This window comes from Geobacter sp. (assembly GCF_030834625.1).
GTDB lineage: Bacteria > Desulfobacterota > Desulfuromonadia > Geobacterales > Geobacteraceae > Geobacter.
This window is the reverse complement of record NZ_JAUQXO010000027.1, coordinates 115,520-136,564: the sequence shown is the minus strand read 5'-3', so window position 1 is coordinate 136,564 and position 21,045 is coordinate 115,520. Positions and strand designations below refer to the sequence as shown.

The 21,045-nt window shown below is 55.4% G+C and carries 20 protein-coding genes; 10 read left to right on the top strand and 10 right to left on the bottom strand.

Going from position 1 to position 21,045, the window contains the following annotated elements; genetic code table 11:
- Window positions 1-26: 26 nt before the first annotated feature.
- The 8 genes from RCH91_RS07485 to RCH91_RS07450 all read left to right on the top strand — a co-directional run bounded on the left by RCH91_RS07485 (window position 27) and on the right by RCH91_RS07450 (window position 8,972).
- Window positions 27-344 (top strand): phasin family protein, encoded by a 318-nt coding sequence (locus RCH91_RS07485; protein ID WP_306534008.1) that lies wholly within the window; start codon window positions 27-29, stop codon window positions 342-344.
- Window positions 338-2,023 carry an AarF/ABC1/UbiB kinase family protein gene (locus RCH91_RS07480; RefSeq protein ID WP_306534007.1) on the top strand — a complete coding sequence of 562 codons (1,686 nt, stop codon included), beginning with the start codon at window positions 338-340 and terminating at the stop codon, window positions 2,021-2,023. The genes RCH91_RS07485 and RCH91_RS07480 overlap by 7 nt, the downstream gene beginning before the upstream one ends.
- Window positions 2,024-2,223: 200 nt before the next feature.
- Window positions 2,224-3,147 (top strand): UDP-3-O-acyl-N-acetylglucosamine deacetylase, encoded by a 924-nt coding sequence (gene lpxC / locus RCH91_RS07475; RefSeq protein ID WP_306534006.1) that lies wholly within the window; start codon window positions 2,224-2,226, stop codon window positions 3,145-3,147.
- 414 nt (window positions 3,148-3,561) lie between these two features.
- Complete coding sequence (locus RCH91_RS07470) at window positions 3,562-5,808, top strand: glycosyltransferase (RefSeq protein WP_306534005.1); 2,247 nt, start codon at window positions 3,562-3,564, stop codon at window positions 5,806-5,808.
- Window positions 5,805-7,229, top strand: a complete 1,425-nt coding sequence (locus RCH91_RS07465) for a glycosyltransferase family 39 protein (RefSeq protein WP_306534003.1) — start codon at window positions 5,805-5,807, stop codon at window positions 7,227-7,229. Before RCH91_RS07470 ends, RCH91_RS07465 begins: the two co-directional genes overlap by 4 nt.
- 3 nt (window positions 7,230-7,232) lie before the next feature.
- Complete coding sequence (locus RCH91_RS07460; protein ID WP_306534002.1) at window positions 7,233-7,664, top strand: hypothetical protein; 432 nt, start codon at window positions 7,233-7,235, stop codon at window positions 7,662-7,664.
- A 23-nt stretch (window positions 7,665-7,687) separates the two neighbouring features.
- Window positions 7,688-8,323: a CDP-alcohol phosphatidyltransferase family protein gene (locus tag RCH91_RS07455; protein WP_306534000.1), complete on the top strand. Its 636-nt coding sequence runs from the start codon at window positions 7,688-7,690 to the stop codon at window positions 8,321-8,323.
- The gene (locus RCH91_RS07450) at window positions 8,313-8,972 is read left to right on the top strand and encodes an HAD family phosphatase (protein ID WP_306533999.1); all 660 of its coding nucleotides are present in this window, start codon (window positions 8,313-8,315) and stop codon (window positions 8,970-8,972) included. Before RCH91_RS07455 ends, RCH91_RS07450 begins: the two co-directional genes overlap by 11 nt.
- Before the next feature lie 3 nt (window positions 8,973-8,975).
- Here the strand turns inward: RCH91_RS07450 and RCH91_RS07445 are convergent, their stop codons facing one another.
- Window positions 8,976-9,608 (bottom strand): PEP-CTERM sorting domain-containing protein, encoded by a 633-nt coding sequence (locus tag RCH91_RS07445; RefSeq protein ID WP_306533998.1) that lies wholly within the window; start codon window positions 9,606-9,608, stop codon window positions 8,976-8,978.
- A 123-nt stretch (window positions 9,609-9,731) separates the two neighbouring features.
- Window positions 9,732-10,838: a DUF362 domain-containing protein gene (locus RCH91_RS07440; RefSeq protein WP_306533997.1), complete on the bottom strand. Its 1,107-nt coding sequence runs from the start codon at window positions 10,836-10,838 to the stop codon at window positions 9,732-9,734.
- Window positions 10,839-11,003: 165 nt separating this feature from the next.
- Between RCH91_RS07440 and RCH91_RS07435 the strand changes: the two genes are divergently transcribed.
- On the top strand, window positions 11,004-11,741 hold the full coding sequence (locus tag RCH91_RS07435) for a response regulator (protein ID WP_306533995.1): 738 nt from the start codon (window positions 11,004-11,006) through the stop codon (window positions 11,739-11,741).
- A 262-nt stretch (window positions 11,742-12,003) separates the two neighbouring features.
- Here the strand turns inward: RCH91_RS07435 and RCH91_RS07430 are convergent, their stop codons facing one another.
- From RCH91_RS07430 to RCH91_RS07410, 5 genes are all read right to left on the bottom strand, one after another.
- Window positions 12,004-12,153, bottom strand: a complete 150-nt coding sequence (locus tag RCH91_RS07430) for a lmo0937 family membrane protein (protein ID WP_306533994.1) — start codon at window positions 12,151-12,153, stop codon at window positions 12,004-12,006.
- Between the two features lie 80 nt (window positions 12,154-12,233).
- Window positions 12,234-12,548, bottom strand: a complete 315-nt coding sequence (locus tag RCH91_RS07425; protein WP_306533993.1) for a BON domain-containing protein — start codon at window positions 12,546-12,548, stop codon at window positions 12,234-12,236.
- Between the two features lie 123 nt (window positions 12,549-12,671).
- On the bottom strand, window positions 12,672-12,926 hold the full coding sequence (locus RCH91_RS07420) for a GSU3529 family protein (RefSeq protein ID WP_306533992.1): 255 nt from the start codon (window positions 12,924-12,926) through the stop codon (window positions 12,672-12,674).
- 2 nt (window positions 12,927-12,928) lie between these two features.
- Window positions 12,929-13,180, bottom strand: coding sequence for a GSU3529 family protein (locus RCH91_RS07415; protein WP_306533991.1), 252 nt, complete (start codon window positions 13,178-13,180; stop codon window positions 12,929-12,931).
- A 15-nt stretch (window positions 13,181-13,195) separates the two neighbouring features.
- Entirely contained in the window at window positions 13,196-14,329 is a 1,134-nt protein-coding gene (locus RCH91_RS07410) for a cysteine desulfurase family protein (protein ID WP_306533990.1), read from the bottom strand.
- Window positions 14,330-14,448: 119 nt separating this feature from the next.
- Here RCH91_RS07410 and RCH91_RS07405 point away from each other — a divergent pair, with 119 nt between their 5' ends.
- Entirely contained in the window at window positions 14,449-15,363 is a 915-nt protein-coding gene (locus RCH91_RS07405; protein WP_306533989.1) for a LysR family transcriptional regulator, read from the top strand.
- 68 nt (window positions 15,364-15,431) lie between these two features.
- Here the strand turns inward: RCH91_RS07405 and RCH91_RS07400 are convergent, their stop codons facing one another.
- From RCH91_RS07400 to RCH91_RS07390, 3 genes are all read right to left on the bottom strand, one after another.
- A complete protein-coding gene (locus tag RCH91_RS07400) occupies window positions 15,432-18,242 on the bottom strand; it encodes a GPMC system transcriptional regulator (RefSeq protein ID WP_306533988.1) in 2,811 nt (936 codons plus the stop codon).
- Between the two features lie 61 nt (window positions 18,243-18,303).
- Window positions 18,304-20,148, bottom strand: a complete 1,845-nt coding sequence (locus RCH91_RS07395) for a TIGR04442 family protein (RefSeq protein ID WP_306533987.1) — start codon at window positions 20,146-20,148, stop codon at window positions 18,304-18,306.
- A gap of 34 nt (window positions 20,149-20,182) precedes the next feature.
- Window positions 20,183-20,938: a GPMC system MBL fold metallohydrolase gene (locus RCH91_RS07390; RefSeq protein ID WP_306533986.1), complete on the bottom strand. Its 756-nt coding sequence runs from the start codon at window positions 20,936-20,938 to the stop codon at window positions 20,183-20,185.
- Window positions 20,939-21,045 lie beyond the last annotated feature (107 nt).

The following is a 21,045-nucleotide window of genomic DNA, read 5'->3' as shown; positions in this document are numbered from 1 at the left end:
AACTGACCATTAAGGAGGATCCGACGATGATCGAACTTATCGAGAAAACGATTTTGGCCGGCCTGGGGGTCATGTCCCTCTCCCAGAAGAAGGCCGAGGAGTTTGTGACTGAACTGAAGGATAAATACAAGGTGGGGGAGGACGAGGGGAAAGCGATTCTGGAGAAGCTCCAGAATGTGGCCAAGGATGCAAAGGAGCGCGTCGGCGAGATGGCCGACATGGAGGTGAAGCGGGCCATCGAGCGGTTCGGCCTCGTCCCCCGCGAGGAGTACGACCGCCTCGTGAAGCGGGTGGAGGCCCTGGAGGCGAAGCTCGCCAGCACCGACCCCGGCACTGAATGCTGAGCTTCATCCACATCAACCGCAACATCCGGAGCCTGAGGCGCTACCGGCAGATCGTCCGGGTCCTCTTCAAGTACGGCTTCGACCATGCCCTGGAGCTCATGGGGCTCTCCCGGTTCGTGGCCCGGGGACGCAAGTTCTTCCGCCGGCCGGCGTCTGAGCTTGCCCTCCTCTCGCCGGCCGAGCGGATGCGTCTTGCCCTGGAGGAGTTGGGACCTACCTTCGTCAAGCTCGGTCAGATCCTCTCCACCCGTCCCGATGTGATCCCCCGCAGCTTCATCCAGGAATTCGCCAAGCTCCAGGACCAGGTCCCGTCGTTCCCCTTCGAGGCGGTGGAGAATCAGATCCGCAAGCATCTGGGGCGCGAGCCGTCCGCGTGCTACTCCTTCATCGATCCCGAGCCCCTGGCCGCCGCTTCCATCGCCCAGGTCCACCGGGCCCGGCTCGTCTCCGGCGAGGAGGTGGTCATCAAGGTCCGGCGTCCCGGCGTGGTGGGGATGGTGGAGACCGACATCGACGCCATGATGGGGCTTGCGGTTCTGGCCGAGCGGCATCTCCCCGGAAGCGACCTCTACGACCCCGTGGGGCTCGTGAAGGAATTCGCCCGGACCATCCGGCGGGAGATGGACTTTTCCCGCGAAGGGCACACCATCGGCAAGTTCGCCGAGAACTTCGCCGGCGACCCGACCCTCCACTTCCCCACGGTCCACTGGGATCAGACCGCCCGCGGAGTCCTGACGATGGAGTATATCGACGGGATCAAGGTCTCCGATACTCCTGCCCTGGAGGCGGCGGGCCTCGACCGCAGGCTCATCGCCCTGCGCGGTTCTGACGCCTTCCTCAAGATGGTCCTCACCCACGGCTTTTTTCACGGCGACCCCCATCCGGGCAACGTCCTGATCCTCCCCGACAACGTTATCTGCCTTCTGGACTACGGCATGGTGGGGCGGCTCGACGCCCAGCTCAAGGGGTACCTGACCGATCTCCTCCTGGCAATCCTCCAGCGGAACGTGGACGAGGTGATCTCGCTGCTCCTCTACTCGGGGGACATCACCGACACCCTCGACACCCGGGCCTTGAGGCGGGACCTGTCGGGGCTCATCGACAGTTACTACGAGGTGCCGCTCCAGGAGATCGAGGTGGGGCGTGTGCTCCTGGAGTTCCTGGAGGTGATCACCACCTACCAGATCCGCTTCCAGCCCGATCTGATGCTCCTGGCCAAGGCCCTGATCGCCATCGAGGGGATGGGGCGGGAGCTGGACCCCGCTTTCGACATGGTGGAGCACCTGCGTCCTTTCATGAAAAAGGCCATGCGGGAACGGGTTTCGCCGAACCATCTCATGCGCGAGATGGGCTCCCACCTCTTCTCCTACGTGACCCTGTTCCGCAATCTCCCCCGAGACCTCAAGGAATTCCTCAACCGGATCAACCGCAACAAATTCAAGATCGACCTGGAGCACCGGGGGCTCGACCGGGCCCTCAAGGACTTCGACAGGTCGATCAACCGCCTCTCCTCCAGCCTCATCATCGCCGCCCTCATCATTGGCTCCTCCATCGTCATGCAGACCGACAAGGGGCCGAAGATCTTCGAGTTCCCCGTCTTCGCCTTCATGGGCTACACCATCGCCGGCTTCATCGGCCTCTGGTGGGTCATCGCCATTATCCGCTCCGGGAGACTGTAGCGGCGTTGCCATTGTTGCAGAAATGCAACATCGGCCGTTGCGCACGAACCACATCGGTAGCGCCGCCGTCCCGCAGGAAATGGGGTCTTTATTTTGTAACTAGCAGAAAAAATTGAATATATGTGTTTTGTTACGGTTGGCCCGGTAGTTGCTCAGTAGAAGGAAAGTAAGCATGCTGAATAACTTTCCGGGAGCCCGCCATGGCCTTGCAAAAGACGCTGAAAGACAAAGTAACCTTCACCGGCATCGGGGTCCATTCGGGCCGGGAAACCACCGTGACACTTCGCCCTGCCGAGGCGGGGACCGGCATCGTCTTCCACCGGGTAGACCTCGCCCCCGCCGTATCCATCGAGGCAATCGCCGCCAACGTGGTCAATACCCGCCTCAGCACCACCATCGGCAGGGGGGGCGCCACGGTCTCCACGGTGGAGCACCTGATGGCGGCCCTTGCCTCCTGCGGCGTCGACAACGCCCACGTGGACATCGACGGCGCCGAGGTGCCGATCATGGACGGGAGCGCCGCACCCTTCGTGGCGGCCATTCGACGGGCCGGCGTGAAGATTCTGTCGCGGCCGAAAAAGTATCTGGTGGTGAAGAAGCCGGTCACCGTGGCCGACGGCGACAAGAAGGTCACTATCATCCCGTCCCGGTACTTCAGGATTTCCTTCGACATGCGCTTCAACCACCCGGCCGTGGCGAACCAGTACCTGACCATGCGGTTCGACGAGGAGGGGTTTGCCGCCGCGTTCGCCCCGGCGCGCACCTTTGGTTTCCTGGCCGAGGTGGAGATGCTCAAGGCTAACGGTCTGGCCCGGGGCGGCTCCCTGGAGAACGCCATCGTCATCGGTGACGACGGGGTCCTGAACCCCGAGGGACTGCGTTTTGCCGACGAGTTTGTCCGCCACAAGATCCTCGACACCGTGGGTGACCTGACGCTGGCCGGCTACCCGATACTTGGCCACGTAAAGGCCACCAGGAGCGGCCACGACATGAACCACCGCCTCGTCACCGAGCTCCTCGCCCGCACTGATTGCTGGAAGCTTGTGGAATTCGGGGAGCGGAAAGGGGATCAGGAAGTTGCAATACCGCTGGTGGTGCCTGATTTGGCGTGGTCCAAGGGGTAGCTGGTAGAAAATAATTTCAGATGTAAAAAGGCCCCGGAGGATGTTCCTTCGGGGCCTTTTTTCTGCTGATAGGTTGCAGGGAGCGCTCTCAAGGGGTTAGAGGTGAGACCGTTTGATTGCAAAAATTAGTATTGAGATTAGCGCAGCATATTGAAATAAATGCATACATATGCTTGACAATCGGACACTTGATGAGGCTTATTCTTAAGGCCTTGAAATGAATCGGCAGCCTGGCGCTCGCAGCAACTACAAGGAAAGATGGTTGATTCCTCCCGTCGGGTGTCCGGACCTCTGCCATCTCACCTTAGCAGCATATTTCTAAATACTCACTGTCCCCACAATCGATAATGACCCCTAATGGGGTCGCAATCTGTTCTTTAACAAACGGTGACAGATTCAGGAGAGAGCTACACCATGGAAATTATCAACACGCGAGTGGAACGAGTTAGGCGTCTGGTTGCCATTATTGCTATTGCAGTATCGTTTTATTACCTCTACTGGCGTGTATCGGAGACCTTCAACCCGAATGCCCTAGTATTCTCCTGGACACTCTTTATCGCGGAACTCTACGGTACACTGACGACAATCTTGCTTTACTTCATGGTCTGGAAGATCCCTGTTCGTGTGAGCCCACCCCCATTACAGAATCGCACGGTCGATATCTTCATCCCAACCAAAAACGAGTCTACTGCAATTCTCCGGAAAACGCTCATCGCGTGCACAAAAATCCGCTACCCCCATCGGACGATGGTCCTGGATGATGGGAACCGTCCCGAGGTAAAGGCATTATGCGAGGAGTTGGGCTGCGTCTATCTTGCTCGTGAGGACCACCGTGGTGCCAAAGCAGGCAACCTGAATTACGGGTTGAAGCATTCTTCAGCGGAATTCATCGCAATTTTCGATGCAGATCACGTTCCTCTCTCGAACTTTATTGACCGGACTATCGGCTATCTCCGGGATGAAAAGATTGCATTCGTTCAAACTCCTCAAGAATTTTATAATATTGACTCGTTCCAGCACAGGACAGACAGGAAAAAGAAAACAATTTGGGGTGAGCAGTATCTGTTTTTTTCAGTTATCCAACCAGGAAAAGACTATTGGAACTCGGCGTACTTCGTTGGCAGTTGTGCCCTCTTAAGGCGCAAGGCGCTTGACGATGTGGGAGGTTTTGCAGAAGTTTCGATTACAGAGGACATGCTGACATCAATTCACCTACATGCCAAAGGATGGTCATCAGTCTATCACAATGAAAATCTCGCTTATGGAGTTGCTGCTGAAACTATTCTGCCATTTCATATCCAACGGCAGCGATGGGGGATAGGCAACTGGCAGATTTTCTTCAAAGCGAATCCTTTTTTTGTTCGTGGCTTAACCTTGCCTCAACGAATCAGCTATATTTCGTCCATGACGTATCCGCTTGAAGGACTTCAGAAGATCGTATTTTACCTCACGCCGCCGATCGCCCTCTTTACGGGTGTGCTTCCTATGCGAGCGCTTGATATTAATTATTTGCTCCATTTTGCTCCTTATTTCCTCATCTCAATCTTTGCATTCAATGAAATGGGCAGGGGATATGGTGGCCAGCTCATGCTTGAGCAACAAAGTATGGGGAAGTTTTTTACGTACCTGAAGTCCCTATGGCTTTTCATGTTCCGTAAATCACGTAATGAATTCAAAGTAACACCAAAAGGTGAAGACAAAAATGAACGAACTCCCTATGGACTGATAATTCCACAAGCCCTTGTTTTCATGATCAGTTTTGTGGCAATTATCTTTTCGATCATTCAGGTAATATTCGGAGGGCGTCAAGATAATTTCATCATAGCGGTGAACTGCTTCTGGGCCCTTTATAACAGCGGGTTGGCTATGGCCATAATCCAATACGACTACAAGAAGCTCTTTCAACGTCGGAGTGCTTTCAGGATGCCCGACGCAATACTTGTCAAGTATAAGAGGGAAGAGGTTTACGCTTCAGAAGCAAATAGTCGTGAGAATGAACTCTACCAATTTGCTGTTGCGGACAACCTTACCGAACACGGCGCATCATTGATCTGCATTGGGCAGATTCCTTCAGGTAATCAGCTTTCAATGGAGTTGATGACGCCTGGCAGTAGCCTCCGTGCTACAGGGAACGTCATGCATTTGAAAAGTATCCCTGGCGACGATCAGCCCATATCTCAACTGGGAGTAAGATTCAGTGGTCTGTCGCCTGACGTGAAAGACTTTCTGACCCATTATCTTCATGAAGCTGCAGTTGTGAAGTATATGAAAGAGCTACGAACCCGTTACAAAACCTATATTGAGCGACGTTTAATGGGCGATCGGAATGCCTTGGAACGTGCTTACCGTGCGCTGGGCTACCTTCCGGTATCCATAACAATTGGAGACAAAGAAACCTACTGCGTTCTCAAGGATGTATCCGAAACAGGGGTTTTGCTGGCAATCATAGACGCACTTGAAGTTGGGAACACTATCATTGCAAAGGTAATCCTCGGCAGCAAAAGCCTGTTCCTGAAAGGAGTTGTCGTTCGGGAAGTACTACAACAAAATGGTGATTTTTTAGAGCATCTCTATGGCGTAAGGCTTGATGAATCGTCCAAGACGGAAGTTAAACATATACTTGCTATTGCAGATAAAATTGGGGGATTTGTACAAGGATGACTTTTGGCGTATTCCATAACCATAAGCTACTTTGGCTAATACTTATATGTAACGTCTTATTTATTTCATGGGATATTGGTTATAATTCTCCATCGCATGATGAAGCACTGATGTTGGAGATGGGAAAGCAAATTGTAGAACGTCAGCCATGCCCACTCTGTCCGCAGCACACTGGATCAGTTTTTATACAGCCGATATTTGTTTACCTTGGAGATATGGCTTATGGGCTGAATGGAGCCAGATTAGTCAGCACTTTTTTTGGGATGCTTCTTCTTGTCAGCGTTTATGTCTCGACTTATAAGTTATATTCTCAGAAAGTGGGTTATTTTGCTGCAATTATTTTGATGAGTACTGGTACGTGTGTCTATCTTTCAAAGCTGGCTACTTACGATATAGTAGCTGCTTTATTCCTTTCGGTATCTTATTTGACGACAATTCTGAGTTTACAAGATACAAGCAATAATAAGAGAAAACATTTTTTGTTTTTGTCAGCACTCACTCTGTTTATAGCAGGAATAACAAAGTATACGGTTGCCATATTCTGGCTTCCTTTCATGGTTTATATATTCAAGAAAAACCAAGCAAAGCAATTTTTCCCATATTTTTTTCTGCCATTTATAGTAATGATTGCGGTTTATTTGTATTTAGCATTTATTCCAGCTTTAGGAAGTCTTTCTGGGAGTACTTCAGGTCTCTATCGTCAGGGCCGTTTAAGTGCTAGTGATATAGGTAGCAGAATATATTATTGGTTGGCTATTCCATATTTATTGGCAATATTCGGCTTTTACCACAAAAATGTGCAATGGCGAAAAACAGTAATTACGTGGCTCTGTTTTTCATTGCCCATTCTGTTACTTCACTTGCTTACAGGTGACAGTCGGTCAATAGAAAAAAATGTCATATTTGCCCTCATTTTTGTGGTTCCGGCTGCAGCAATAGGTGTTGACCATATGGGAAACATCTTTTCCGTGGAGTCCAGAGGTAATTGGGTAAAAAACTTTTTTTGCATTCTTGTTTTAATAGTTGTTTGGGCTTTTGGATTGAATCAGCTACGGTGGCTTGAACATCAATTCCCGAATTTGTCACCAGTTTTGGCGTATATGAAAAACAACGGATTTGATGGAATGACTATCGTCCTTGAGACTGATTATGGGAATCCGGAGGTTTTATACCAGTATGGTTTGAGAGAACGTTTTCCTCATGCTAAGTATTTTTCGACTTCAAGATATTCGTCCAGCGACCGTCTTGATATAGTTGGTCGGCAACGGCCCGATTTCATCATTTTTGACGAATATTATTCAGCTGAGTCGCTGCTCACTAAAAATAAAAGATACGAAAGATTACCATATGCTCCTGCTGCATCGTTTTCAATTCCACTGCCATGGGGAAAACAGGCAATTCAGATAGTTAAAAGGAGGTAGGAAATGATCAGATTAATAATAGTGTCGAGTTTGGCCGTCACTCTTTTCTCAGGAGCTCTTTCCGCCTATGCAATTGAAGGGTATCCAGGGAAGACATGGGGCGACTTGCGACATGAAATGCCAATTTCGGGAGATACCAAAGAAAACACTATTTTTGATAGTTGGATTGAGCAAGGAGTGTATTGGCTCAAGTGGAATGACATCATGCTGAATACCTATGGCATCGTTCGATTTAAATGGGATGAACAGGCATCGCCCTGGAATAACACGGTAGGACCCGGTGTAGGCATTGCACTAGAAAAATTCTTTCCGCAGGGTCTATTTGTTCGGACTGGGGTGGAATTCATGTTTGACCAGCAATACGAGACCGGTCGCACAGACACAAAGGGCGTGGTCTATTTGAACTGGTATGGTTGGTGGGATTTAAAAAAGTGATTATTTGCTGAAGGCGGTCATAGATGATAGCCAATATTATTACTCTTTCTCGACTTGTTTTGCTCTATGTCACCCTCTATATCGTCTCCTTAAATTCTTTATCGCTTCATATATGGGCATTACTCCTTACCTTTGTTCTCATGGTGTTTGATGCTCTTGATGGTATGGCCGCCCGTCACTTTAATGTTGAATCCGAATTTGGCAGCGTTTTTGATATAGTCATGGATCGTATAGTCGAAAGTTGCTACTGGATTTTCTTTGCAACTCGAGGTGTGATTCCGGTTGCCATTCCCATAATAATAATCAGCAGGGGGTTTGTTACTGATGGTATCCGTAGTGTGGCTTTGGCGCAAGGGATGACCGCCTTCGGTGAGCGATCTATGCAAAAAACCAGACTTGGCAGGTTTATAGTAACATCACGATTAAGTCGTGGGATGATAAATTTTTTGAAGATACTTTCTTTCCTCATGCTGATTCTTCTTGATGCTCTTAACTTGCCAAACGCTGGGGGACTGATTAATCCTGACTACCATACGTCCCTCAGGGGGATTGGCATCTGGACTGTCTATGTGACTGTAGCGTTCTGTGTTATTCGTGGCCTTCCAGTGATATATGAAAGCCAAAACCTGATATTCCCTAAGGAAAATAATGAGGCGTGAGATCCTTGCAGTTTTCGATCTTGACGGCACGCTTACTACCGGTGTGTCGCTTGATAGGGGCTTTGGCAAGTTTCTGCTTGAACAGGGTAAGCTTAGCTTCACCCCATTGCTGTTCTACGCGGCCTATTTTCTAGCCATGATGCCCTTTGATCCGGTTGCTGCCGTAAAAAGAAACAAATATTATCTCCGGGGAATGACAGAAAGGAGTCTCAAAGAATTAGCTGAGGTCTTCATTAATCGCTATCATAAGGGTCTTCTTGCCGATCACGCGTACACATTACTTGACTCTCACAGGCGTGCCGGACATACAAACGTCCTTTTAACCGGAGCCCTAGACCTTGTAGTCAGTCAACTCATTAACAAGCTTGATCTGCCGATTGACCGATATTTCGCGACTGAATTGTATGAAGAAAACGGAGAACTTTCAGGGAGAATACGAGGGGCGCATTATTACGGCGACACGAAGGCCCGGCTGGTAATGGAGCTTGCCAGCCTGACAGGAGCAGATCTTTCCAAGTCGTTCTGCTACGCTGACTCGTTCAGTGATGTCCCAATGTTGCAGCTGTTCGGGAATCCTGTGGCGGTAAATCCCGACAAAAAGCTGGCCGTGGTTGCCCGGGAGCGCTCCTGGTGCATAGTGTACACATAAAGGCTATCTACTGGCTCTTCTCCTCAGAATGCCCAGGCCAATCAGGCTTGCGCTAAAGAGCAGCAAGGTTGAGGGTTCCGGAACCGGGACCACCTCCATGGGGGGTAAATCAATCGGAGTCACATCGATATTTACTGTTGCAAATCCTCTGTTATCGTCAACTGCATCACTAAAAGCGTCATCGTTAAAGCCCAACCAGATATTACCGCTCAGGTCGCTCTTAATAATGGTGTCTGTCCCTATGGCAAAAAAATCAAGAGGATTGAAAGGTTCCATAAGGTCTAAAGGATCTGATGAGTCTATGGCAGGAATTAAATTACCTATATATCCAATCAACTGACCATGTTGATAATTCTTCAGAAACTCGTCATTTAGGAATTGCTCATCACCCCATGCAGACGTATCTAGACCTTCCGGTCCAAATTCTGCCCAACCGTAAATTAACTCCTCATCACGAATAGTCCAAGAGCCGAAGGCGCCAAAGAATTTGGCAGATAGTGATGGAGAAAGAAGTATCCCGGTGTCCATCCATAAGGTTCCTGTTGAAACATCTAAAGTTCTTGTGTAGAGAGTTGCATTTGATGTTGAAACCATCATTGCCACCAACAAAAACACCGATAATATTAATGCTTTCATGTTTATCTCCCCTCCAATATTCCCTAATTCATTGAAACCACGGCATTAGTATCAAGCCGAAACCGGCGATTACTATTCTTAGTATAGCCGTCCGGGATGACATGGGCAAGGGCCCTGGCGGCTTCAGATCTTCACCAGCTCATACTCCCGCGTCCCCACGCCGATCTTCTCGGCATGTTCCAGCTGCACTTCCCAATCAATATCCGGATGGACACCGCGGAACTTGTCCTCCCCCGGCTCGTGGCCGCTTTCCAGGGCCGTGTTCTGGTTCCCTACGGCATTGTTGACCAGATCGGCGCAGGCCTGATCCAGGGCTACCGGGTCGGTGGAGGCGCAGATACCGATGTCGTTCACGATGGGTGCGTCGGCGTGGCCGTAGCAGTCGCAGGCTGGGGAGACCTGGGTGATGAAGTTGAGGAAGAGTGTTTTCTTCTCCTTCCCGGCAACGGCTCCCTTGGCGAATTCGGCCATCTTTTTCATGACGAGATCAGCGGCCTCGTTCCACTGAATCTGGACCGCCTTGGTGGGGCAGACAGTGATGCAGCGGCTGCAGCCGGTGCAGAGGGCTGCATCGAGCTTCGCCTTCCCTTCGATGATGGCGATGGCGTCGTGGGCGCATGCCTTGATGCAGAGGGAGCAGCCGGTGCAGTATTCCTCGGCGATTTGCGGGGCCACGGTTGAGTGCTGGGTCATCTTCCCCTGGCGGCTGGCACATCCCATGCCGAGGTTTTTTAGAGCGCCGCCGAATCCGGTCAGCTCATGACACTTGAAGTGGGAAACCGCCACCAGGGCGTCGGCCTCGGCGATGGCGGAACCGACGGGAACCGTTTTGAGAATATCGCCGCCTACCTCCACCATGGTTGCCGAGTTCCCCCTGAGGCCGTCGCACATGACAAGGGGGGCGCCGACCACTGCGTAGGCGAAGCCGTTTTCTATGGCGCAGGTGAGCGCCGAGACCGCCTCCTTCCGCTCGCCGGGATAGAGGGTGGACGAGTCGGTGAGGAACGGCCTGGCACCGCATCCCTTGATTTCTTCCACCACCCGCCGGACAAAGATGGGGCGGATGAAGGTGTGGTTTCCCCGTTCGCCGAAGTGGACCTTGACCGCCACGAGATCTCCCGTGGCGATCCGCTCCCTCACCCCTGCCAGGATCATGAGCTTGCCGATCTTGGTGAAGAGGTTTTCCTCGTGGCCGGCCCGCATATCGGCAAAATAGACTGTGCTCGGCATAGTCGTGTCCTCCTTGAATCGTAAGTCTTTGCGACCGTGTGACGCTAACACAAGGGGCGCATGTTTTCAACGATTTGGCGTTTTCGTGGCGGCCTCCCCTTGCAGTTGGGCAAAAATTTGTTATTTTACTCATTAACAATTCACGTGCGCAGTCCGGGGGATTCCATGAGTGATACGCAACGACAGCCCGAAATCTGGCTGATGGGATTGGGATGTGATGAGGAACGTTCGGCGAAAGTGCGCGATTACCTGACCCACGCGGGGTACCGGGTGGTCTGCCGGGGTATTGACGACTTTGCCGACGGCAAGCCCCTCGGGGTGGTTCTTGACCTCTCGCCGTTCTCCAAGGACGGGTGGGGGATTCTACTCGACATCAAGAACAACTCGGCCACCCGCGACGTGCCAATCCTGCCGGTTTTCCTCAGCCAGGAGGGGAAGGTGGGAGGGGTGTTCCGGGCCGCCGGCTTCTTCACCCTCCCCGTCGACCCTGATTACCTGATGAAGAAGCTGACGGTGCTCGGGCTCACGGAGGAGGCCGACACCTGGGACCTGCAGGTCATGGTGGTGTCAAAGCGGGGCGAAGAGCACCTGGCCAAGGCGGTAACCTCCCTCGGCTTCGAGGTGGTGAATGCCTACACCGGCACCGAGGCGGTTGCCCTCGCCACCATCGGCCGCCCCTTCATGGTTTTTTGCTCGGTGATGCTTCCCGACATGTCGGCCTTCGAGCTCATGGAGCGCTTCCGCCTCTTTCCCCAGGTTCGTAACGTTCCGTTCTTCGTGCTGGTCAAGGACGCCATGAAGGAGGGGGAGAAGACCGCCCTCAGCCGTCAGGTGGAGCACCTGGTCAGGAAAAAGGAGATGACGCGGGAGGAATTCGTGGCGCACCTGCGGCGGCGGGGGTGATGCAATTTTTTTCTAAAGTTTTTTCCGCGCCTGCCGATCAGTATTATCAAGAGCAGGCATTCGAGGTTCGAAAGGAGGCGCAGGTCGAAACAGCGGTCCACAAAACATAGCTGTAGCACCTGAGGCAGGTTCGCGCCTGCCTGACAATCCGGCTAGTGCCGGGTCGACACCGTCTCGAGAAAAGGCTGCAGGGCAATCGCCCATGCAGCCTTTTCGCATTCTGGATGCGATGCTCTCCGAAGCGCGTGGAAAACCGGGCCGTCTACAGTACCTTGCGCCCCTGGATGATCCGCACGAGCACCACAATAATGGCAATGACGAGCAGAATATGGATCAGGCCGCCCATCGTATATGACGAAACCATACCTAACAGCCACAGCACTATCAGAATCACGCAGATTGTCCAGAGCATGATGTCCTCCCCCCGCAGCTGCCTCTGCAGCGCCGAAATGGACTGCCGGAACCGGCCGTGAATTCGGCCGGGCTACGCGGTCACTTTACAACCAGGTCGTTTTCCACCGCTTTGACACCTTCGACGCTTCCCGCCACCTCTCCTGCCTTCTTGACGCTCTGCGCCGAATCGACAAACCCGCTCAACTGAACCGTCCCTTTGAACGTCTTGACATTGATCTGCAGTGTTTTCAGCGATGGCTCCTCAAAGATGGCGGTTTTCACCTTGGTTGTGATGACGGAGTCATCGATATACCCTCCGGTGCTTTGCTTTGTTTGTGTGGCTGCGCACCCCAGAAAAGCAGCCATCAGCCCGATGCAGACCATGAATTTCAAGATCCGATACAGTTTTTCCATGTTGCTTTCTCCTTTCAATGCCTTATTGTGCTGTCTGGACGCATCAAGTTTACCTCCCACTGCCGACCTGTCAATAATTCAGGGTGGTTACGCATCAAAAAGCACATGAAAGACTATGCAGAATCATATTGTTTCCTCCAGATGCTTCAAGGTCTTTTCCAGAATGTCATTGTTGACCCCCATGCCGAGATAACCGGTCTGTCCGTAGGTGTCGTAGTTCGCCACCTTTTCCGCCAGATCGTCTATCTCGGCTTCCCTGGCATGGAATCTGTCCTGGTTTTCAATGATCCAAAAGATGCGCTCCGCCAGATAATCCGGCAAATCCTGTTCGTTTCGGGCCTGTTCAGTAACGGATTGCAGTTCTTCAAATGCAGTCATCCCTATTCCTCCAGCCAGCGCAGCGTCCGTTTGATGTCTTCATGGTCGTACGCCCATTTACAGCAGCCTGTTTCGGCGTAGATATCGTACTCCCGGACCTGGGCAACGAGGATTTCGACCAGATACTCCTTCCCCTGATAGCTCTCGGGGTTTCTCGCCACCATAAGGACGGGATCGGCGAGCCATTTCGGCAGATCGTGGTGGTCATACTGCTCAACGGTTACCTCTTCCAGTTCTCTGAATATGTCGTTCATTTCGCACCGCCTTCCTTATCCGCGCCGCGCACGGAGAATAGTTCCCACTTCAGACCAGTCCACTTCAGGGGTCATGTGGCACCACGACAATCGGATCGATTGTTCCACATTCTCGGACGATAGCCCCATTGCCGTCAGGACATGGCTTGGCGTATGAGTATGTGAGGTGCATGCCGAGGTGCTGGAGACGGCGATAACATTCTTTAGGGCTTTGATTGCCAGTTCAGAATTGATCCCCGGCAGTGAAACATTGAGTACATGGGGCAGCGTATATTCTTCAGCGCCGTTCTGTTCCGCGCCAAGCGCCGAGAACGTTGCCAGGGCCTTTTCGCGGAATGCCTGACAGTGCGCAATCCGCTCGCCGTTGTTTCGCAGCGCAAGCTTTGCCGCCTCTCCGAGGCCGGCAATGAGGGGAACCGGCAGCGTGCCGGGACGTAGCCCCTGCTCCTGTCCGCCGCCGAACACCAGCGGGCGAAGCGGGGGGAATTGGCGGTCATACTTGCGGGCAATGAGGGCGCCAACACCTTTGGGGCCGTATATCTTGTGGCCGCTTAGGGAGATGAGATCGATGCGCGGGTGGCGGAGCTGCTCCAATTCCTTGCCGAACCCCTGGGCGGCATCGACATGCCACCAGATGTCACGGTTCGCTAGAATATCCGCAACCTCCGCCAGCGGTTGGAGCACACCGGTCTCATTGTTTACCTGCATGGTTGAGACAAGAAGCGTGTCGGGACGAAGCGCGTCCGCCAGTCGCTGCGGATCAAAACGGCCATCTGCCCGTACCGGCAGAATCTGTACCTCGAAGCCCAGCCGGGCCATCTCTTCAAACGGCTCAAGCACCGCCTTGTGTTCGATGGTAGTGGTAATCAGATGGCGGCGTCCGCGACCTAGTCCCGCGTCGGCAAGCCCAAGTATCGCCAGATTGTTGCTCTCCGTGGCGCCGCTGGTGAAAATCACCTCGTCGCGGCGCGCCTTGACCACCTCGGCTACCTGCCCCCTGGCATGTTCCACAGCGACAAGCGCAAACACGCCGTAATCATGGATAGGGCTGGCAGCATTGCCGAAATCCTTTTCCAGAAATCGCACCACTACCGATGCCACCGACGGTTCCACCGGCGTTGTCGCGTTGCAGTCCAGATAGATAGCCATAATTGCCCCTTTCGCCGTAACCTGTTGTCAAGTATACGCAGTGCATGTATATAAGAAAAATATATTGTTTTTATGGTTGCCATATATATTTCGAATAAGTACGGCGGGGGGCTGAATCCATGGATGTGCGGCAGTTGAAATTCTTTCTGGGGGTAGCGGCGTGCGAAAGCTTTACCAAGGCTGCAGAGCAACTGCATATAGCTCAACCGGCCCTCAGCATAGCCATCAAAAAGCTGGAAGAAGAACTGGACGTGCTTCTGTTCAATCGAAGGGATCGAAAAATATCGCTAACAGCCGAGGGTGAAGCGCTGTTGCTCCATGCCCAGGGCATTCTGCAAGGAGTCAGCAACGCGAAACAGGAGATTGCTGATCTCCGGGGACTGCTCAAGGGAGAGGTGCGAGTTGGTCTTACACCGATGTTGAGCAGTTTTTTCTTCCCGAAGATAATCTCTTCATTCAAGTCGAGCCATCCGGGCCTCAAGATTTCCATCTCCGGTGACAGCGCCTGGAGCATCCAGCGCAAAATCGAGTCCGGCGAGTTGGATATAGGAGTTATCGCCGGAGAAGTGCCAGATGGCTTGGACTCACATCACCTGTTGCGGGAGGAGATCGTTGCGTGCGTGTACGCCGGACACCCCTTTGCCGGACGCAAAAAGGTTGCGCTGCGTGAGTTGCTCGGAGAACCGCTGATTCACTACAAGGAGGGGTATCACCTGCGCGAGTTAATTGATGAGTTGTGTGCCAGGGAAGGGATTACTCCAGCGGTGGTGGCGGAATCGAATCTGTACTCTCTGATCCGGAGCCTGGTCAAGGAGAAGTTGGGGCTGGCGTTTTTCCTCAAGATGGTGGTAGCACGTGATGCCGAAGTAGCCGCCATATCTTGTGATCCGCCACTTTTTATGGACCTCTACATAGCGTGGAAGAAAAATTCGTATCTTTCCCGGGCAAACCGCGCCTTTGTTGACTTTCTCATTCAGGAACTGGACGAATATTATCTGCTTGCGCAGGCAGCGAGAACATTTCCGTTGCCTTGATCCGCTGTAACAGAAAAAATGGTACTTTACTTTACTTTACTTTACGCACGCGACCTCTTTTCACTCCCTCATATCTTCACCGTCTTGTATAAAAAATTCTTGAACTTGAAGAACTTCCTCCGCTCCTCGTCGTTCTCCTCGACGTCGCCGTTCACCGCCTTGAGATAGCGGGCCACCTGGGGCATGGCCTTGCCCGCCGCATCCTTTGACCGCTCGATGACGAGCCGCACCACATCCCGGGAGATGGCGTTTGCGGAGTAGGGCTCGTAGACCGCTTCCCAGAAGGTTTCGCCGTTGGCGATCCGCTGCATGATCTCCAACGACAGCCGCTCGTTAAGCTCCTGGGAGGCGTTGGCCGGGGGCAGTTCCCTCATGCCGGCGGCCAGTGCCCGGCGGATGTCGTCGGCGGTGAGCATCTTTCCCTTCCGGAAGAAAAGCGCCCGCAGCAGGATGCTCCGCAATTCCCGGATGTTGCCGTGGTAATGGTGGTTCATGAGGATCTGCTTGGCGTCGTGGGCAAGGGTGGGGGTGTCCTCCTTGGGCTCGTCGCCCCGGTAGGTGCGGTAGAGCTTGCCGAGAAAGTGGGTGGCCAGGTCGGGGATGTCCTCACGCCGGTCGTTAAGGGAGGGCACCCGCACCGAGAGCTCCGAGAGGCGGTGGTAGAGGTCCTCCCGGAAGTTCCCCTTCCGGATCTCCTCCGCCAGGTCTTTGTTGGTGGCGGCCACGAGCATGACGCGGCTGTACCGTTCCTGGTTGTCGCCCAGCCGCACGAAGCCGCCGTTGTCGAGAAAACGCAGGAGCTGCACCTGGGTCTTGGGGTCGGCGTCGCCGATCTCGTCCAGGAAGACTATTCCCCCCGCCGCCTCTTCCAGGATTCCCTTCCGGTCGCTGTAGGCGCCGGTGAAGGCCCCCTTCTTGTGGCCGAAGAGCTCCGAGTAGGTCAGTTCGCCGCTGTAGGCGGCGATGTTGGTCTTTTTCACCGGCAGCTGGCCGCTGGGGTTCAGCTTTTCCCGGTACATCTCGTTCAGCTTGTTGTAGAGGTTGTTGAAGAAGAACTCCTTGCCGGCGCCGGTCTGCCCCAGGACCAGGATGGAGGGGAGGCCGATGGTGGCCTCCTGGAGGACGTTCTTGGACCAGAGGGTGATCCGGTTGAAGAGGGGAACGGAGACGGTTTCGATGAAATCGACGATCTCCTGGGCCTTGCGGCTGTTGCCGATAATATTGCCGAGGCGGTAGGAGGAGATCTGGGGGTCCTTGTAGGCCACGTCGGTCTTGAGCCTCGTTACCTCGTTCTGGAGCCGTTCGATCCGCTGCAGGTCCGAGATGTGCCGGGAGGTGAGACGGTCGACGATCTGGAGGATCCGCTTGTGTTCCTCGGTGAAGTAGGCGGGTTTCAAGGAATTGAGGCAGATGACGGCAATCACCTCGTCGTCGCAGACGACCGGCACGGCAATCTCGCTCTGGATCTGCTCGTGCATGGAGCGGTGGAACCCCTCCCCCTGCTGCTCCTCGGCCACGTGGGCGATGATCCTGGGCTGCTTCGACCAGGCCGCGTAGCCCGTGAGGCTCCGCTCTGCCGGGGGGAGCTCCCCTCCGCCAATACGGAAGGGGGGGATGTACTTCTTGAGCCACGCCTTGTTCTTGGCCCCCACGATGGTCCCCTCCTCGTCCTCCACCACGAGCCATTTCCCCCCCTCCCGCTCCTCCACGATGGCGATGCTCCCGGTGTCGGCGCCGATGAGCTCCGTTGCCTTGGAGAGGACTTTGGTGAGGAAGGGCTGGAGCTCTTCGGCGCGCTCCTGGAGGAGTTCGGTGATCTCGGCCAGGACCCGGATCTCCAGGTGCTCGCCGCCGATCTCGTTTACGGCCCGCTCGGCCATCTCGGCGTGGGTCTGGAGGAGCCCCATCTCGAAGTCGGAGAAGCGGTAGAGCTCTTTGCTGAAGTAGTTGACGAGGCAGATGACCTTCCTGCTCGACGCCTCATAGCGTGGCACAACGTAGAGGGAGCGGAGCGCCATCTCCTCGGTGAGGGCCTTCTTCTGGAGGGAGTGCTGCGTCAGGTCGGGGAAAAAGAGGGGGCGAAGGAGCCGTTCGTCGGCGATGACCGCGTTGTCGTCCAGGTAGCGGGAGATGAGGGAGGTGCCCCGGCGCAGTTCGATCTCCCCCTGTTTGTCGTACTGGGCCTTGAGTTTTGGATCCTCCGAGTGGCTGGCCAGGATGGCGAGCCGTGCCGTGCCGTCGTCGCCGGTGACCGGCACGAGCACCGAGGCGAGCACCAGCTTGTCGATGAGCCGCACCGCCGATTGGACCATGAAGGAGGCGGCCTCGCGCTTCTTGTACTCCTCCACTCGCCGGGCCAGGAGCAGCTGCTGGTGGTAGATGCGGGCGGAGTCGAGGCGGTCGGCCACGGAGGTGATGAATTCGCCCAGGAGCGCCTTCCCTTTTCCCCGGAGGAGTTCCCCCGGCTGGAAGCGGTCGATGCAGGTAACGCCGATGGACTTCCCCTGGCTCACCACCGGCAGAAGCGAGGAGATGCCGATGGCGAACCGCTCGGCAAAACCGTTGTCGAAGGTGCTCCCGCCGGCCTGATCGTGCCGGAATTCGGCCGGATACTGGGTGACGAAGACGCTGGAGACCGTCGCCTCGCGGGAGATGATGGGGAAGCTCACCGCGCGGATATCGTCGGCCAGGGGGCCGGAGGCGTAGACACAGGAGAGAACCCCGCGGGTCAGGTCCTCCAGGTAGATGCGGATCCGGTCCTGGCCCGAGACGAGGCGCACCCCTTCGGCAACGGCGTGGAGCATCTCCTCCAGGTTTTCCTTGCCGTAGCCGGCGATGCGGTCCCGCAATTGGGCGAGCTGTGCAGGTATGGTGTCCATGGGAAACCTCTGAGTGTAGAAAATGTACTCAGAGGCAGTGTAGGGAAGGGGGGAGGGGAAGTCAACTCAATCCTTTGCGTATCTGGTACAGCTCCTCCATGTCGAGTCCGTTCAGCTCGAAGTATTCCCGCTCCAGTTCCTCCACGTAGAAGCGGTCCAGGCCGGAGTTCTCCAGGAAGTCTTCCCGCAGGGCGCTGTCCTTGCGGGTTATGATGAGGGGGAGAAGATTGTGGAGGTAGACCGCCTCCTTCTTGATGGTGACGATGGTCTCGTCGAAGAGCCGGGCGGGGATCTGGTCGGCGATGATCCTGCGGTTGCGCAGATCCTCGGTCACCTCGCGCTCCAGGGTCTCCTGGTCGTCCCGCGTGGCGTAGTTGGAGTAGAAGTTCCTGATCCTGTCCCGCACGTGGTTGAGCAGGGCGATGGCGAGCCGTTCTTCCCGGTCGATGGCCAGCAGTTCGTCCAGCAGCGCGGCTACGGTGAGCCGGTTCTCCTCGATGAGCCGAAGCCCCGCCACCAGAGTTGTCACCTTCCGGCGGCCGTAGCGCCCCAGGTACTTGTTCTCCAGAAGCCCGGCGATGAAGAGTTCGTCGAAGAGCCCCGGTCTCAGCTCCTCGAAGGCGTTCCGGTTCCCCAGGAGGCTCCGGAGCATCTCCTCGGAGACGCGCACGTTCTCCATGAAGGCGAGCTGGTTCACCACCTGGGAGGCGGCGTCGTAGCGGTCGAAATAGGTGATGATCCGGGAGAATCCCTCCAGAAGCGCCATGTCGGCCCCGTCGCGGATCCTCTCGTCGCACCCCTTGCTGGCGTCCAGGAGGATCTCCTCGAAGGTGTGGTCCCTGACCTCGGCCGCACGCTTCTTGGCGAAGAGGAGCCTCACCAGGTCGTCCCGGTCGATGGCGCTCTCGATCTCCCGCTCGTGCAGGAAAAGACCTTCGAGGATCTGCCGGGTCTCGGCGATGGAATCGTGCTCTTCTGCGCCCACGATTTTACTGTCCTTTTTCAGCATGTCGTCGAGGGCGTAGAAAAGGGCGCCGGGAATCTTGTTCCGCACCGACAGGGTCTTGAGGCGGGTGAGCCGTGCGTTCTCCAGGGCGCTTATCTCTCCCCTGCGGTGGCAGGCGATGAGGATGCTCCGGTATTCGTCAACGATCCTCTGGTTGGCGGGATGTTTGTACATGACGTCGATCCTGATCCGTTCCTGCTGGTAGCGGTCGATGGCGTGGCGGTCGGCCATGGCCGAAAGCCCGGCGAAGTCCTCATCGGAGATCTTCTTGCTGGCGAAATAGAGGCGGCGGAAGGTGTCGTGGTACTCCCGGTGATGGACATTCACCAGCTTGAAGAGGAAGAAGAGGGCGCCGGGATCGTCCAGGAGCCCGAGCACTTCGGCTGTGAGGGCGTTCTCGTCCTGGGCGCCCACGGCCGGTGAGCGCTTGAGGGCCTTGCCGATTGTCCGGACGATGGCCTCCTGCTGCTGGCGGAGGCTTGCCCCGAGGCGCTCCGAGGCGAGAAAGAAGAAGTAGTTCACCACCGCATTGCCGTCGAAGAAGACCTTGTCGAAGCCGAGGTGGCCGCTGGTCCGCTCGCTGAAAAGGAGGCTTCCTCCCTCCTCGCCGGAACGGGCCCCGTAGGCCACGAGCCGGTTGATGACATCCCCCTTGGCCAGGTCGGCCACCGGCTGGTCCACGCCGAACATGTACTCGCAGAAGGAGCCGCCGTTCCCCTCGTGCCTGATGCCGCCGGGGCCGATGACGAACTCGTTGCCGGGGGAGAAGAAGCGGAGCTCCGCCCCGTCGCCCTCGGCCGCGTTGAAGAAGTAGCGCCGGTGGGCATCCTTGCCCGCCACGAGGGCGTAGTACTCGATCCGTTCGTCGATATGTCCGTGGAGGCGGATGTCCTTGTGCATGGGGACCTTTTACCCAGTGAGATGCAAGATAGGTCTACAAAGCAAGCTCCATGCCGTCGTAGGCGAACTCGACCCCTTCGGGGAGCCGCGCCTCGTCACCGTGGGCCACCTCGTGAGTGAGATGGGTAAAGACGGCCCGCTTGGGCTTCAGCTGCTCCACGACCTTGAGGGCCCCCTCGATGTTGAAGTGGTTCTCGTGGGGGGTGTAGCGGAGGGCGTCGATGATGAGGAGGTCGAGGCCGGCCAGGAGCGCCAGGGACGATTCGGGGATGCGGCTGCAGTCGGTGAGGTAAGCGGCCCCGTCGATCCGGTAGCCGGTGGCGGGCATGGAGCCGTGGTAGAGGTGGATCGGGACGATGGTCTGGCCGAAGAGGGAGAAGGGCTCGTTCACGATGTGGGCTTCCATGAGGGGTGCGTAGCCAGCAACCTCCAGCCCCCGGAAGATGTAGGAGAAGCTCCTGAGCATTGCTTCCATGGTTGACCGGCTGCCGTGGCAGGGGATCACCCGGCGGTGGATGAAGTGGTAGCCGCGCAGGTCGTCAATGCCGTTCACGTGGTCGGCATGGGGGTGGGTGAGGAGCACCGCGTCGATGTGGGGGATTCGCTGGCGCAGGGCCTGGCGCCGCAGGTCCGGCGAGGTGTCCACAAGGATGTACTTCTCTCCCGTCTCGATTACTATGGAGGCGCGGGTCCGCTTGTCCTTCGGGTCGCTCGACGAGCAGACGGGGCAGCCGCAGCCGACCATGGGGACGCCGGTGGAGGTGCCGCTGCCGAGGATGGTTATTTTCATGCGCTTAAATTCCCTGTGAAATATCGACAAAAAATAGCATGAGCCGAAGGAGCCGCGCAAGGGCTTTGTCCTTGCATCCGAAGGCGCGGCCGGGCTACTATCGACGC